The following is a 14,286-nucleotide window of genomic DNA, read 5'->3' as shown; positions in this document are numbered from 1 at the left end:
ATTTTTTATTGTGATTCAGGATTACAACCTGATATTAAATAGTCGGTCTTTATTATTGAATTCTAAACAATGTTCTTAGTATCTGATCTAAAGCAGGAGTAATTAAATTGTTGATTGGTCTTGGATACAAACCAAAAATGAAAATTACAGCTATTATAATTACTAAAACTAAAGTTTCGTGAAAACTTACATCAGCAAAAACTCTTGCATTAGTTTCGCCGAGCATTACTTGTTGGTACATTTTCAACATATAATAAGCACCTAAAATAATGGTAGTTCCTCCTAATAATGCAAACCAGATATTAATTTGCGAAAGACTGTATAAAACAGTAAACTCTCCAATAAAATTGAATGTTGTAGGTAAGGCTACAGAAGCTAAAACCAATATCATAAATAATGAAGCGAATTTTGGTGCTTGTGAACGAATACCTCCCATGTCGGCAATTGTTCTGGTTTCGTATCTTCTAAAAATAATTTCAGCGGCAAAGAACAGACCTACTACTACAAAACCATGAGCCAGCATTTGCAGTACAGCACCTCTTAATCCATCAATATTTAAAGTATAACATCCTGCTGCAATTAAACCAACGTGAGCCAATGAAGAATAGGCTAGTAATTTTTTCAAATCTTTTTGTCTTAAGGCTACAATAGAACCATAGATTACTCCGGCAATTCCAAAACCAATTAATATCGGTAAATAGGTTTTTGAAGCGATTGGAGTTACTGGAATTTGCCAACGCAACACACTATATAATCCCATTTTAAGCATAATACCGGATAAAAGCATAGTTCCTACAGTAGGTGCTTTTTGATATACTTTTGCCTGCCAGGTGTGGAAAGGAATGATTGGGATTTTGATAGCATAAGCTAAAAAGAATGCCCAGAAAATCCAGAATTGTTCCACTCTGCTTAATTTTACGTTGTATAAATCAGCAATTAAGAAGCTACCCGCTTTTTGGTACAAATACACAAAAGCAATTAGCATGAACAAAGAACCGGCAAGTGTGTAAATAAAGAATTTAACTACTGCTTTTTTGCGTTCTTCTACATCTCCATTTCCCCAAATTAAAGCAATAAAGTAAATAGGGATTAATGATAATTCCCAGAAAATATAATACAAAAGGCCATCAGATGCTAAGAAAGTTCCTGTCATAGCAAATGACATAAACAAGATTAATGCATAAAAAGACTTAGCATTTTTATATTCATTTTCAAAAGAAGAATAAATAATTAAAGGAGTTAGTGCTGTTGTTAGCAAAAGCATGATTAAGGATAACCCATCTGCTGTTAGCGAATAGGCAATAGCCGGTTTGTTAATCCAATATTTAAAGAAACTAATATTTTCGCCAGCATTATAACTGTTCAACAATGCAATAGATAATCCAAAAGCAACTAAGCTGAATAATAATGCCACTTTTGAAGCCAGTTTATCACCGGCAAAGTAAGTAGCAAATGCGCCAACAAGAAGTATAATTAATAGTACTGATACATTCATGATATAAAATTATTGAGCTAAAAATAAATAAGTTACTATACTGCAAAGTCCTAAAACAAAAACAAATAAGTAAAATCCAATACTTCCTGTTTGTAATTTCTTTCCTTGATAACTTATTTCGTTGGTTACTTTTCCTAATCCAAAAACTAAAGATGATAATGTAGTTTCCACATAGTCTCTAAAGAATCTTGACAAAGCATTTATTGATTTTACAAAAATAGCATCATAGATTTCGTCCACGTAATATTTGTTGTAAAGTACTTTAGCAAGACCTGTAATTTCTGCATCTTCAGCCGGAACTTGTGTTTGTTTGATATATTTAACAAAGGCAATTATGATTCCGATTAATCCGCCAAGAACCGCTACAGCCATTAAGCTGTATTCAGTTGTTCCGAAATGATGTGCTTCGTGCGCTTCTTTCGAAAATAAAGGAGCTAAATAACTGTTTAACCAGCTGTTTGTTGGTAAACTAATCAAACCTCCAATTGTTGCTAAAATAGCCAATACAATAAGTGGGAAAGTAATCAATGCAGGGCTTTCGTGTAAATGACTTTTTTGGTGTTCCGTTCCTCTGAATTCGTTGAAGAAAGTCAGGTATAACAAACGGAACATATAAAAAGCAGTCATTAACGAAGCTAAAGAAGCAATAACCCAAAGTGCCTGATTATGTTCAAAAGCCGTCATTAAGATTTCGTCTTTCGAGAAGAATCCTGAAAAAGGAGGAATTCCTGAAATGGCTAATGTAGAAAGCAGGAAAGTAATAAAAGTGATTCCCATTACTTTTTTTAGTCCACCCATTCTGCGCATGTCTTGTTCTCCGTGCAAAGCGTGAATTACTGATCCTGAACCTAAGAACAAACAAGCTTTAAAGAAAGCGTGTGTGATTACGTGGAAAACGGCAATTTCGTAAGCCCCAAATCCTAAAGCCAGGAACATTAATCCTAATTGAGAAACGGTAGAATATGCCAATACTTTTTTGATGTCAGTTTGTACCAAAGCAATAGTTGCAGCGACTAATGAAGTTACTGCTCCAATAATGGCAATGATATTTTGAACTTCAGGAGCTAAATCAAATACATAATTCAATCTCGTAATCATGAAAATACCTGCAGTTACCATCGTTGCAGCGTGAATCAATGCCGAAACCGGTGTTGGTCCTGCCATCGCATCAGGTAACCAGGTGTATAATGGAATTTGAGCCGATTTACCACAAGCTCCAATAAACAAGGCAAAAGCAGCAAGTGAAATCATTGCTAAGTCTAAATTAGCAGACGAAGCGATAGCTGTTTTTAAAGTAGTATAATCTAAAGTTGAAAATAACGAACCGATGATGAAGATACCAATTAATAATCCTAAATCCCCAATTCTGTTCATGATGAAGGCTTTTTTAGCAGCATCATTGTATTCCTGATTTTTATGCCAAAATCCGATAAGCAGGTAAGAACATAGTCCAACGCCTTCCCATCCGATGAATAATACTAATAAGTTACTTCCAATAACTAAAGTAATCATGAAAAAGATAAACAAATTCAGATAGGCAAAGAACTTGTGCATATTTTCATCATCATGCATATAGCTGATAGAGTAGAGGTGAATTAAAGAACCAATTCCTGTTACAAAAAGCAGCCATAAAATAGATAACTGGTCTAAAAGGAAACCAAAATCTACTCGGAAATTACTGATTTGAATCCAATCGAATAATTGAATTTTTATAGGTTGTTGGTCAATATTGATTTTCGAAAAGAAACAAAGCGTAAGTGCAAATGATAAAACTACAGTAAGTGTACCCACTATGCCTGAAGCTGTTTTGCTTATCTTTTTTCCAAAGAAAATATTAAATAAAAATCCTAAAAGAGGAGCTAATAATAAGAGTAAAGCTAAATTCGTATTCATTATCGTTTATCCTTTTAAGTTTTTTAAATTATTAATATCAATCGAACCTAAATTTCTGAAAATCGATACCAAAATAGCCAGACCTACTGCAACTTCAGCAGCAGCTACTGCCATAGAGAAAAATACAAAAACCTGTCCCTGTGCATCCTGATGATAGGTTGAAAAAGCTACAAACAATAGATTTACCGCATTCAGCATAATTTCTATCGACATAAATACGATGATAGCATTTCGTCTGTATAATACTCCAAATACTCCAATACAAAAAAGTATTACAGAAAGGAAGATATAATTCTCAATGCCTATTTCATTTAAAATATTAGTCATTTTATTTCTCCGTTTTTTCTTTTTTAGACAATAGTACAACTCCAATCATCGCTACTAACAATAGGATGGAAGCAAATTCGAAAGGAACCATATATTCATTCAATAATACATGTCCCAAAACTTTTATAGATTGGTAATCCTCTCCTGTAGCAATGTATTCTCCTTCGATTGGTTTTGAATTGATAAATACCAAAATCAAAACAATACAGATTAAACAAAAAGAAACAATAGCCCCCAATCGTGTGATACGTGGTTTGTGTACTTCATTTTGTTTATTAAGATTCATCAACATCAGTGTGAAGAGGAACAAAATCATAATCGCTCCGGAGTAAACTATAATATGAACTATAGCCAAAAACTGAGCGTTTAATAGTAAATAATGACCTGCAATAGTGAAAAAACAAATCACTAAATATAAAGCACTATGAATAGGATTTCTACTGAAAATAGCTAAGAAAGCAGTAATAACTGTGATAAACGCCAGAACACAAAAAACAATTTGTATAGTAGATGCGTGCGCAAAATCAGGGATGTGTATCATTCTAGTTAGCATTTTTAAGTTGAGTGTTCTTGATAGCCATCTCTAACGGCATCACTAATCGATCTTTTCCAAAGATAAAATCTTCTCTTTCATAGCTTGAAGGAACTAATACTTTGGATGTTGTCAAGTAAATAGCGTCTTTTGGACAGGCCTCTTCGCATAATCCGCAAAAAATACAACGCAACATATTGATTTCATATATTTCGGCATATTTCTCCTCGCGATACAAATGCTTTTCATTTGGTTTGCGCTCAGCAGCCTTCATTGTAATGGCTTCTGCAGGACAAGACAAAGCACATAAGCCGCAGGCAGTACAGTTTTCTCTCCCTTGTTCGTCACGCTTCAACATGTGTTGTCCACGATAAACAGTACTTCGTGTTCGTACCTGTTCCGGATACTGAATGGTAACTTTTCTCGAAAACAAGTGTTTTAGTGTAATAATTAATCCTTTTACAATCGCAACAAGATATAAACGCTCAAAAAAAGTCATCTCTTTGTTAGAGACTTGCATTTTTCTTCCTGATAAGGATATGGTTTCTATTGACATCTTTTTTTATTTTTATTTGAAGCTTCCCGATAGCTATCGGGACCCGCTTTTAGCTGTATCTTTTATTTCGCTTACGCTTCTCTCTTCTTAATTAAAATCCTAAGAATGCTAGTAATTCGTGTCTTAAAATTACAATTCCCGTAATCATGATATTCAAAATAGATAGCGGAATTAATATTCTCCATCCCAAATGCATCAATTGATCGTATCTAAATCTAGGAATTGTCCATCGTACCCACATATAAAAGAAAATGAAGAAACAGATTTTTGCAAATAAAACTCCAATTCCAATTACATTAGCAATATTTACTCCCCAGTTTTCAACTGCCCAACTCATTCCCGGATAATTGTACCCTCCAAAGAATAAAACAGCTAAAATGGTTGATGATATAAACATACTTGCATATTCAGCAAATAGATAGAATCCCATTTTCATCGAAGAATATTCCGTATGATAACCTCCAATCAATTCACTTTCACATTCCGCTAAGTCAAAAGGAGTTCTGTTAGTTTCAGCAAAAGAACAAATCAAAAAGATTAAGAAAGAAAGTGGTTGGTAAAATACATTCCAGTGTAAACCTTCCTGTTGCAAACTGATTTCTCTCAAACTTAATGAACCGGTCATCATTAATAAAGCAATGATGGATAAACCCATAGCAACTTCATAAGAAACCATTTGAGAACCAGCACGAACTGCACCCATCAAAGAGAATTTATTGTTCGACGCCCATCCTCCAATCATGATGCCATAAACACCAATAGAAAGGATTGCAAAAATGTACAACATGGCATTATCAATATCCGAAGCCTGTAAAATAATATCTCTGCCAAATAAGTGAAGACGATCACCCCATGGAATAACAGCACTAGTCATTAATGCGGTACTCATAGCAATAGCCGGCCCAACATAGAATAAGAATTTATTCGGTGTATTGGGTTCGAATTCCTCTTTTGCAAATAATTTCATACCATCTGCCAAAGGTTGTAAAATACCACCTTTTCCAGCTCTGTTAGGTCCGATACGGTCTTGTAACCAAGCTGCAATTTTTCTTTCTGCAAGTGTTGAATACATTGCCATAACCATTGTAATGGCAAAGACAGCCAGAATGATAACACTTTTTTCTATAATAATTGTACTGTCCATTTTTTATAGATTACCATTGTTAAATTCTTCCTGCTCTTCTTTGCTTAACGGTATTGCCGTCATACTGATTTTTTTACGGTCTTGTTCTCTACCTTTCAGAATTCCTTCTTCGGTAGCGATATGAACTATTTCCATTTTACGGGTATAATTATTTTGATTGATAACCGAATCTTTATCAAATTTTCGTGGTCCTTCAATAACCCAGTCAGTAACTTCTTTTTTGTCAAAACGACAAGTGTTGCATATAAAATCTTCTACTTCGTGGTATTGGTCTTTTCTTCCGGTAACTCTTTGTATTTCATTTCCAAACATCCAAACCGTAGTTTTTCCGCAACATCCCGGAGTAGTACATTCTCTGTGGGCATTGAAAGGTTTGTTGAACCAAACTCTCGATTTGAAACGGAAAGTTTTATCAGTCAAAGCACCTACAGGACATACATCGATCATGTTTCCTGAGAATTCATTGTCTATAGCTTTCGAAATACAAGTTGAAATATTAGCATGATCACCACGGTCTAGAACACCATGAACTCTTTTATCAGTCAATTGATCGGCTACTTGTACACAACGTTGACATAAAATACAACGGTTCATATGTAATTGGATATTTGGACCAATATCTTCCGGCTCAAATGTTCTTTTTTCTTCTATAAAGCGCGTTTTTGATTTTCCGTGTTCAAAACTCAAATCCTGCAAATCACATTCTCCTGCCTGATCGCAAATAGGGCAATCCAACGGGTGATTGATTAATAAAAATTCAGTAACTGATTGACGTGCTTCACGTACTCTGTCCGAATTTTTACTGTTGACTTCCATACCGTCCATACATCCTGTTACACAAGATGCCATCAATTTTGGCATAGGTCTTGGGTCAGCTTCACTTCCTTTGGAAACTTCAACTAAACAACAACGGCATTTTCCACCGCTTCCTTTTAGTTTAGAATAATAACACATTGCAGGCGGAACGGATTCTCCTCCTATCATACGTGCCGCTTGTAGAATGGTTGTTCCTGGTTCTACTTCTATGCTTTGACCGTCTATTGTTACTTTCATTATTACAATATTTTACTCCTGCGGAGTGTCTTGTTTTTGAAATCAATCCCGATAGTCATCGGGACGTTATTTTAAATCACTTGCTTGCTTACCAAATGTCTTACTTTCTCAAAAGGCTCATTCACAAAGTGATCTCTGTTTTTTATTCTTTCCGGGAAACGAACATGGTATTCAAATTCTTCTCTAAAATGACGAATAGCTGCTGCTACCGGCCATGAAGCCGCATCACCAAGAGGACAAATAGTATTTCCTTCTATTTTAGATTGAATGCTCCACAATAAATCGATGTCTTCTTCACGTCCGTGACCTGTTTCGATTCTGTGTAATACTTTTTCTAACCAACCTGTTCCTTCTCTACATGGGGTACATTGTCCACAAGATTCATGGTGGTAGAAACGGGAGAAATTCCAAGTATTTCTAACAATACAAGCCGTATCATCATAAACAATAAATCCTCCTGAACCCAGCATTGAACCTGTTGCAAATCCACCGTCGCTCAATGATTCGTAAGTCATTAAACGGTCTTCACCATTAGCAGTTTTAAATATTAAATCGGCTGGTAAAATCGGCACTGATGAACCTCCCGGAACTAAGGCTTTCAAAGGTCTGTTTGAAGACATTCCTCCTAAATATTCGTCCGAATTCATGAATTCATCTACGCTTAGTCCTAATTCGATTTCATAAACTCCCGGATTTTTAATATTTCCTGAAGCAGAAATTAATTTAGTTCCTGTGGATCTTCCAACTCCAATTTTAGCATAATCATCACCTGAATTGTTTACAATCCAAGGCACTGCTGCTATCGTTTCTACATTGTTTACCACTGTTGGATTAGCCCAAAGACCTGAAACGGCTGGGAAAGGCGGTTTGATACGTGGATTTCCTCTTTTACCTTCTAAAGATTCGATTAAAGCGGTTTCTTCTCCACAGATATATGCTCCAGCTCCACAGTGTACATGTAATTCTAAGTCGTATCCTGAACCTAATATATTTTTTCCTAACCAACCCGCAGCTTTTGCTTCGGCAATGGCTCTTTCTAGTATTTTGAAAACCCACATGTATTCTCCACGAATGTAGATATACGAGCGGTTAGCTCCCAAAGCAAAACTGGAAGTAATCATTCCTTCAATCAATAAATGAGGAATAAATTCCATCAAATATCGGTCTTTGAAAGTTCCCGGTTCTGACTCGTCGGCATTGCAAACCAAATGTCTTGGTTTACCTGATTTTTTATCAATAAAACTCCATTTCATTCCGGCAGGGAAACCTGCTCCACCACGACCACGAAGTCCTGATTTTTTAACTTCCTCCACAACCTCATCCGGAGTCATCGATTTTATTGCTTTTTCTACCGAAGCATAACCACCGTTTTGGCGATATACTTCGTAGGTTTTAATCCCCGGAACGTTGATTTTGTCTAATAATATTTTCTTTGACATCTTATTTATCGTGTAATATTATTTTATTATCTCGGCAATCAGCAATTAACTGATCGATTTTTTCTTTTGTCAGATGCTCTTTGTAAAAATCCCCTAATTGCATCATAGGAGCGTAACCACAAGCACCTAAACATTCCACACCCCTTACTTCAAAAAGTCCGTCAGCAGTGGTTTCGCCAATGCCCACACCCAGCTTTTCGCAGGTATAATCCATTAAATCTTCTACTCCGTTTAGGCAGCAGCAGGATGTTTGGCAAAATTCAAACATGTATTTTCCAATTGGTTTTAGGTTGTACATAGTATAGAAAGTGGCAACTTCGTAAACTTCGATAGGTAAAATTTCAAGAATTTCGGCAACCTTATCCATTAGCTCAATACTCAGCCAGTTATCGTGAGCGTCCTGAACTTCGTGTAAAACAGGTAATAAAGCCGATTTTTTCTTGTCTTCAGGATAATGACTAATCAATTCATTGATGCGGTTCATCAATGCGTCGGTCATATTTATTTCTTGTTTGTAATGTATACGTTCCATAATTTATGCGTCTAATTCTCCGGCAATAACATTTAAACTTGATAAAATAACGATGGCATCTGAAAGTAATGCCCCTTTTATCATCTCTGGATAAGCCTGGTAATAGATAAAACAAGGTCTTCTAAAATGAAGTCTGTAAGGAGTACGGCTTCCGTCAGTTACTAAATAGAAACCTAATTCTCCGTTTCCTCCTTCTACAGCGTGGTAAATTTCGGCAACTGGAACAGGAACTTCTCCCATTACAATTTTGAAATGATAGATTAAAGACTCCATGTTATGGTAAACATCTTCTTTTGGTGGCAAATAGTAATCAGGAACTTCAGCGTGATATTCATTTCCTTCCGGCATTTTATCCAATGCCTGACGAATGATGCTTAAACTCTCCCAAACTTCGGCATTACGAACACAAAAACGATCGTAAGTGTCTCCTGATTTTCCTACCGGAATTTTGAAATCAAAATCTTCGTAAGAACTATAAGGATGTGCAACACGAACATCATAATCAACACCGGCAGCACGTAAATTAGGACCTGTAAATCCATAAGACATTGCTTTTTCAGCTGAAATAGGACCTACATTAACTGTTCTGTCTATAAAAATTCTGTTTCTTTCGAACAGGTTTTCGAATTCTTTCCAGGCTGGTGGAAATTCTTCAAGAAAAGTGTTTAATAATTCAAATGCTTTTGGAGTCCAGTCTCTTTCAAAACCACCAATTCTACCCATATTGGTTGTTAAACGGGCACCACAAATTTCTTCGTAGATTTCGTATACTTTCTCTCTAAATTGGAAAACATAAAGGAAACCGGTGTATGCACCAGTATCCACCCCTAAAATAGAATTACAAATCAAGTGATCGGTAATTCTTGCTAATTCCATTACAATAACTCTTAAATATTGTGCTCGTTTAGGGACTTCAACACCCAGTAATTTTTCTAAAGTCATCCACCATCCCATATTGTTGATAGGAGAGGAGCAATAGTTCATACGGTCAGTAAGAGGAGTAATTTGGTAGAAAGGTCTGTTTTCAGCAATTTTTTCAAAAGCACGATGGATATAACCAATAGTTGGTTCAGCATCTAAAATGCGTTCTCCATCCATCAACAGAATGTTTTGGAAAATTCCGTGAGTAGCCGGGTGAGTAGGTCCTAAATTCAGGATAGAAAGCTCGTTTCCGTCTTCGTTTAGTTGCTCTTTTATTATTTTAGCATAGCGATGCTCTGGTGGTAATAATAGTTCTGACATTTATAGAATGTGAAAAATTATATATTGTTTTTTTAGCAATTGTCTATTGTTCTACCGAAGAAACGGTCGTCTTTATCGGTTCTTCCGCCGTCTTCTAATGGGAATTCTTTACGCATTGGAAAAGAAGTCATTTCATCCATATTCAAAATACGTTTCAATTGTGGATGACCAATAAAGTTAACGCCAAAGAAATCGTAGGTTTCTCTTTCCATCCAATTAGATGTTAAGAAAATATTTGATAGTGTTTTTATTTCCGGGTTTTTCCCGTTAATAAATGCTTTGATTCGAATACGTTTGTTTTCGTACCAATTGTGCATGTGGTATACAATAGCAAATTGTTTTTCTACCGGATTATCCGGATAATGGATACCGCATAAGTCGGTTAAGAAATGAAAACGTAAATCAGGGTCGTTTTTTAAGAATAAAATGATAGCGGTGTTTTTATTAGCATTGATTTCAAAGGAGAAAATATCTCTTTCCTGTTGGAAATTAAAAACCTCTCCTGCAAAAGTTGCTGCTAATTTTTCTTGAATAGCGGTGTTTTCTAATGCCATTTTATTTGATATTATAAGAAGCTAATAATTCTTGATACTCAGGCGAACTTCTTCTTCTTACAGATTCTGATTTTACTAGTTCTTGTAATTTCATTACACCATCAACAATTTGTTCCGGTCTTGGCGGACAGCCTGGTACATAAACATCAACCGGAATTACTTTGTCAATTCCCTGAAGAACTGAGTAAGTATCGAAAATTCCGCCTGAACAGGCACAGGCTCCAACAGAGATTACCCATCTAGGCTCTGACATTTGTTCGTAAACCTGACGTAAAATAGGAGCCATTTTTTTAGAAATTGTTCCCATAACCATCAACATATCGGCCTGACGAGGAGAGAAACTTACACGCTCTGAACCAAAACGTGCTAAGTCATAATGAGATGCCATTGTGGCCATAAATTCAATACCACAGCAAGAAGTTGCAAAAGGCAACGGCCAAAGTGAATTGGCACGGGCCAAACCAACAACGTCATTTAGTTTTGTGGCAAAAAAACCTTCACCAACAACACCTTCCGGAGGGGCAACCATATTTATTTTTGAATCGCTCATTTTTATTTTAGATTTCTGATTTTAGATTTTAGATTTTGAGAAATCCTAAAAAGTAAAATCAATTTTTTAAATCAATATTTTATAGTTTGAAGAGTTTTTGATTTTAAATCTGAATTCTGAGATCTAAAATCTGAATTCTCTATTTATTCCCACTCTAAAGCTTTCTTCTTGATGATGTAGAAAAATCCAACTAAAAGTAAAGCCATGAAAACAATCATTTTAATCATTCCCTCCAAGCCCAATTCTTTGAAGTTGATAGCCCATGGATACAGGAAGATTACCTCAACATCAAACAATACAAATAAAATGGCTACAAGGAAGTATTTTACTGAAAATGGAATACGAGCATTTCCTACTGACTCAATTCCACACTCAAAGTTTTTATCTTTAGAAGCTGATTTTCTTTTAGGGCCAAGTTTCCCTGAAATGAAGATAGTACCTACTACGAAACCAATTGCAAGTAAGGCCTGCATAAGAATTGGAAGGTAGTTAAATTGTTCTGATTGCATAATAATAAAATTTGCGCTAAAATAAGTCACAAAGATATGCTTCAATGTTATAAAACACAAACTAAAAACAAAAATTAGCGCTTGATTTTAAGACGTTTTTTTCTAGTTTTTAATGATTATAAATAAGCTTTTTCAGTTTTCTTAAAAAAAACTAAAAATTTAACTTTTAATTATAAAAAAAACGTCCCGAACTAATCGAGACGTTTTTGAGCATTCGTAACAAAAAAATATTTTGCTTAGATTACTGCAACTTTAGCAGCAACTTTTCCTTTTCTTCCTTCTTCCTCTTCGTAGCTCACTCTGTCACCTTCGCGTAATTCTTCCGCGCTGATTCCTGAAGCATGAACAAAAATGTCTTTTCCTGTTTCTTCGTCTGTAATGAATCCGTAACCTTTTGATTCATTGAAAAATTTAACTGTACCTGTACGCATTGTAATAGTAATAATAATTTATAATAAGGCAAATGTAATGTTTAATATCATACGAAAATGATTAATATCAAAAATTTTCATAAAATAATTGATATTCAGTGTATTCAAAGCTTTTCGAAAGATATTTATTATAAATCTAACTGAATGTGTAATTCGTTTAATTGCGAGCTGTCAATTGCCGAAGGAGCATCGATCATGACGTCTCTTCCGGAGTTATTTTTAGGGAAAGCAATGAAATCTCTGATGGTTTCCTGACCACCTAAAATGGCTACTAATCTATCTAAACCAAAGGCTAATCCACCATGAGGAGGAGCACCAAATTGGAAAGCATCCATTAGGAAACCAAATTGTGCTTTGGCTTCTTCTTCAGAAAATCCTAGATATTTAAACATTAATTGTTGGGTTGCTTTATCGTGAATACGAATTGAGCCTCCTCCAATTTCATTTCCGTTCAAAACCATGTCATAAGCATTAGCGCGAACTTCTCCCGGTTTGGTTTCTAATAATGCAATGTCTTCCGGTTTTGGTGATGTAAAAGGATGGTGCATCGCATGGTAACGACCGCTTTCTTCGTCAAATTCCAATAATGGGAAATCAACAACCCAAAGCGGAGCAAATACTTCCGGATTACGCAATCCTAAACGTGTGGCTAATTCCATACGTAAAGCACTTAATTGTGCTCTGGTTTTGTTAGCTGGTCCTGAAAGTACAAAAATCATATCTCCGGCTTTAGCTCCGGTTGTTTTTGCCCAATTTGCTAAATCTTCCTGATCGTAGAATTTATCTACCGATGATTTGAAAGTTCCGTCTTCGTTGCATTTTACATAAACCATTCCTGATGCGCCTACTTGTGGACGTTTTACCCATTCGATTAACGCATCGATTTCTTTTCTAGTATAATTTCCGGCTCCCGGAACGGCAATTCCTATTACTAATTCGGCTGCGTTGAAAACTGGGAATTCTTTATGTTGTGCAAACTCATTCAATTCCCCAAATTCCATTCCGAAACGGATGTCCGGTTTGTCATTTCCGTAAGTTTTCATCGCGTGCTCATACGTCATGCGAGGAAATTTGTCTACTTCAACGCCTTTTAATTCTTTTAATAAATGACGGGTCAGTCCTTCGAAAATATTTAAAATATCTTCCTGTTCTACAAATGCCATTTCGCAGTCAATCTGAGTAAACTCCGGCTGGCGGTCAGCGCGTAAATCCTCATCACGGAAACATTTTACAATTTGGAAATATTTATCCATTCCGCCTACCATTAATAACTGCTTGAAAGTTTGTGGCGATTGTGGCAATGCATAAAATTGTCCTTCGTTCATTCTGGAAGGAACCACAAAATCACGAGCTCCTTCAGGAGTAGATTTGATTAAGTAAGGAGTTTCTACTTCGCAGAAATCCAAATCAGATAAATATTTGCGAACTTCCATTGCTACCTTGTGACGGAATAGTAAACTGTTTTTTACAGGATTCCTTCTAATGTCAAGGTAACGGTATTTCATTCTGATGTCTTCACCACCATCCGTTTCATCTTCAATAGTGAATGGAGGCGTCAAGGCACTGTTTAATATATTTAGTTCTGAAACTAAAATTTCGATTTCACCCGTTGGGATGTTTTTGTTTTTAGCTTCTCTTTCAATAACGATTCCTTTGATCTGAATTACAAATTCGCGTCCAAGTGTTTTCGCTAATTCGAATACGGCTTTTTCAGTACGGCTTTCGTCAAAAATTAATTGTGTTATTCCATAACGGTCTCTTAAATCGACCCAATTCATGAACCCTTTATCACGTGATTTTTGGACCCAACCTGCAAGTGTTACTTCGGTATTGATATGTGAGGCGTTCAACTCGCCACAGTTATGACTTCTGTACATGGTATAATTTTTAGATTTTTGCTCTTTTTTTAGTGCGCTGCAAATTTAGGACTAATTATTAATTTTATCTCAATTGTACTTATTATAAAGACAATTTTTTACATTTTCCTTTTTTAATTTTTTGTTGAAAGTTATTTTTTGATAGAATTTTG

At 35.5% G+C, this 14,286-nt stretch carries 15 protein-coding genes; all 15 read right to left on the bottom strand.

What is annotated here, in order from left to right; translation table 11 throughout:
- Positions 1-52 precede the first annotated feature (52 nt).
- A complete protein-coding gene (locus tag BLR17_RS01460) occupies positions 53-1,495 on the bottom strand; it encodes a complex I subunit 4 family protein (RefSeq protein ID WP_066328329.1) in 1,443 nt (480 codons plus the stop codon).
- A gap of 9 nt (positions 1,496-1,504) precedes the next feature.
- A complete protein-coding gene (gene nuoL, locus BLR17_RS01455; protein ID WP_066328330.1) occupies positions 1,505-3,388 on the bottom strand; it encodes an NADH-quinone oxidoreductase subunit L in 1,884 nt (627 codons plus the stop codon).
- Between the two features lie 6 nt (positions 3,389-3,394).
- Entirely contained in the window at positions 3,395-3,715 is a 321-nt protein-coding gene (gene nuoK, locus BLR17_RS01450; protein ID WP_026712543.1) for an NADH-quinone oxidoreductase subunit NuoK, read from the bottom strand.
- Between the two features lies 1 nt (position 3,716).
- Positions 3,717-4,256, bottom strand: coding sequence for an NADH-quinone oxidoreductase subunit J family protein (locus tag BLR17_RS01445; RefSeq protein ID WP_066328523.1), 540 nt, complete (start codon positions 4,254-4,256; stop codon positions 3,717-3,719).
- Between the two features lies 1 nt (position 4,257).
- Positions 4,258-4,803 carry a NuoI/complex I 23 kDa subunit family protein gene (locus BLR17_RS01440; RefSeq protein WP_066328331.1) on the bottom strand — a complete coding sequence of 182 codons (546 nt, stop codon included), beginning with the start codon at positions 4,801-4,803 and terminating at the stop codon, positions 4,258-4,260.
- A gap of 91 nt (positions 4,804-4,894) precedes the next feature.
- Positions 4,895-5,947: an NADH-quinone oxidoreductase subunit NuoH gene (gene nuoH, locus BLR17_RS01435; RefSeq protein WP_066328332.1), complete on the bottom strand. Its 1,053-nt coding sequence runs from the start codon at positions 5,945-5,947 to the stop codon at positions 4,895-4,897.
- 3 nt (positions 5,948-5,950) lie between these two features.
- A complete protein-coding gene (locus BLR17_RS01430) occupies positions 5,951-7,000 on the bottom strand; it encodes an NADH-quinone oxidoreductase subunit G (protein WP_066328333.1) in 1,050 nt (349 codons plus the stop codon).
- 71 nt (positions 7,001-7,071) lie between these two features.
- Complete coding sequence (gene nuoF / locus BLR17_RS01425) at positions 7,072-8,439, bottom strand: NADH-quinone oxidoreductase subunit NuoF (RefSeq protein WP_066328334.1); 1,368 nt, start codon at positions 8,437-8,439, stop codon at positions 7,072-7,074.
- A 1-nt stretch (position 8,440) separates the two neighbouring features.
- A complete protein-coding gene (locus BLR17_RS01420; RefSeq protein ID WP_066328335.1) occupies positions 8,441-8,971 on the bottom strand; it encodes a complex I 24 kDa subunit family protein in 531 nt (176 codons plus the stop codon).
- 3 nt (positions 8,972-8,974) lie between these two features.
- Positions 8,975-10,213: an NADH-quinone oxidoreductase subunit D gene (locus BLR17_RS01415; RefSeq protein WP_066328336.1), complete on the bottom strand. Its 1,239-nt coding sequence runs from the start codon at positions 10,211-10,213 to the stop codon at positions 8,975-8,977.
- Between the two features lie 32 nt (positions 10,214-10,245).
- The gene (locus tag BLR17_RS01410; RefSeq protein WP_066328337.1) at positions 10,246-10,767 is read right to left on the bottom strand and encodes an NADH-quinone oxidoreductase subunit C; all 522 of its coding nucleotides are present in this window, start codon (positions 10,765-10,767) and stop codon (positions 10,246-10,248) included.
- A gap of 1 nt (position 10,768) precedes the next feature.
- Positions 10,769-11,317 carry an NADH-quinone oxidoreductase subunit B gene (locus BLR17_RS01405; protein WP_066328338.1) on the bottom strand — a complete coding sequence of 183 codons (549 nt, stop codon included), beginning with the start codon at positions 11,315-11,317 and terminating at the stop codon, positions 10,769-10,771.
- A gap of 143 nt (positions 11,318-11,460) precedes the next feature.
- Positions 11,461-11,826 (bottom strand): NADH-quinone oxidoreductase subunit A, encoded by a 366-nt coding sequence (locus BLR17_RS01400; RefSeq protein ID WP_066328339.1) that lies wholly within the window; start codon positions 11,824-11,826, stop codon positions 11,461-11,463.
- A 236-nt stretch (positions 11,827-12,062) separates the two neighbouring features.
- Positions 12,063-12,257 carry a cold-shock protein gene (locus BLR17_RS01395; RefSeq protein ID WP_035634121.1) on the bottom strand — a complete coding sequence of 65 codons (195 nt, stop codon included), beginning with the start codon at positions 12,255-12,257 and terminating at the stop codon, positions 12,063-12,065.
- Positions 12,258-12,385: 128 nt separating this feature from the next.
- Positions 12,386-14,134: an aspartate--tRNA ligase gene (aspS, locus tag BLR17_RS01390; RefSeq protein WP_066328340.1), complete on the bottom strand. Its 1,749-nt coding sequence runs from the start codon at positions 14,132-14,134 to the stop codon at positions 12,386-12,388.
- Positions 14,135-14,286: the final 152 nt, after the last annotated feature.

Origin of the sequence: Flavobacterium glycines (assembly GCF_900100165.1) — a bacterium.
Lineage (GTDB): Bacteria > Bacteroidota > Bacteroidia > Flavobacteriales > Flavobacteriaceae > Flavobacterium > Flavobacterium glycines.
This window is presented reverse-complemented; position numbering and strand designations above follow the sequence as displayed.

Coding starts and splice junctions, on each gene's coding strand:
- BLR17_RS01420 (WP_066328335.1), bottom strand. CDS start 8,971: ATGGAACGTATACATTACAAACAAGAAATAAATATGACCGACGCATTG.
- nuoL (WP_066328330.1), bottom strand. CDS start 3,388: ATGAATACGAATTTAGCTTTACTCTTATTATTAGCTCCTCTTTTAGGA.
- BLR17_RS01440 (WP_066328331.1), bottom strand. CDS start 4,803: ATGTCAATAGAAACCATATCCTTATCAGGAAGAAAAATGCAAGTCTCT.
- BLR17_RS01405 (WP_066328338.1), bottom strand. CDS start 11,317: ATGAGCGATTCAAAAATAAATATGGTTGCCCCTCCGGAAGGTGTTGTT.
- BLR17_RS01445 (WP_066328523.1), bottom strand. CDS start 4,256: ATGATACACATCCCTGATTTTGCGCACGCATCTACTATACAAATTGTT.
- nuoK (WP_026712543.1), bottom strand. CDS start 3,715: ATGACTAATATTTTAAATGAAATAGGCATTGAGAATTATATCTTCCTT.
- BLR17_RS01410 (WP_066328337.1), bottom strand. CDS start 10,767: ATGGCATTAGAAAACACCGCTATTCAAGAAAAATTAGCAGCAACTTTT.
- nuoH (WP_066328332.1), bottom strand. CDS start 5,947: ATGGACAGTACAATTATTATAGAAAAAAGTGTTATCATTCTGGCTGTC.
- BLR17_RS01415 (WP_066328336.1), bottom strand. CDS start 10,213: ATGTCAGAACTATTATTACCACCAGAGCATCGCTATGCTAAAATAATA.
- nuoF (WP_066328334.1), bottom strand. CDS start 8,439: ATGTCAAAGAAAATATTATTAGACAAAATCAACGTTCCGGGGATTAAA.
- aspS (WP_066328340.1), bottom strand. CDS start 14,134: ATGTACAGAAGTCATAACTGTGGCGAGTTGAACGCCTCACATATCAAT.
- BLR17_RS01400 (WP_066328339.1), bottom strand. CDS start 11,826: ATGCAATCAGAACAATTTAACTACCTTCCAATTCTTATGCAGGCCTTA.
- BLR17_RS01460 (WP_066328329.1), bottom strand. CDS start 1,495: ATGAATGTATCAGTACTATTAATTATACTTCTTGTTGGCGCATTTGCT.
- BLR17_RS01430 (WP_066328333.1), bottom strand. CDS start 7,000: ATGAAAGTAACAATAGACGGTCAAAGCATAGAAGTAGAACCAGGAACA.
- BLR17_RS01395 (WP_035634121.1), bottom strand. CDS start 12,257: ATGCGTACAGGTACAGTTAAATTTTTCAATGAATCAAAAGGTTACGGA.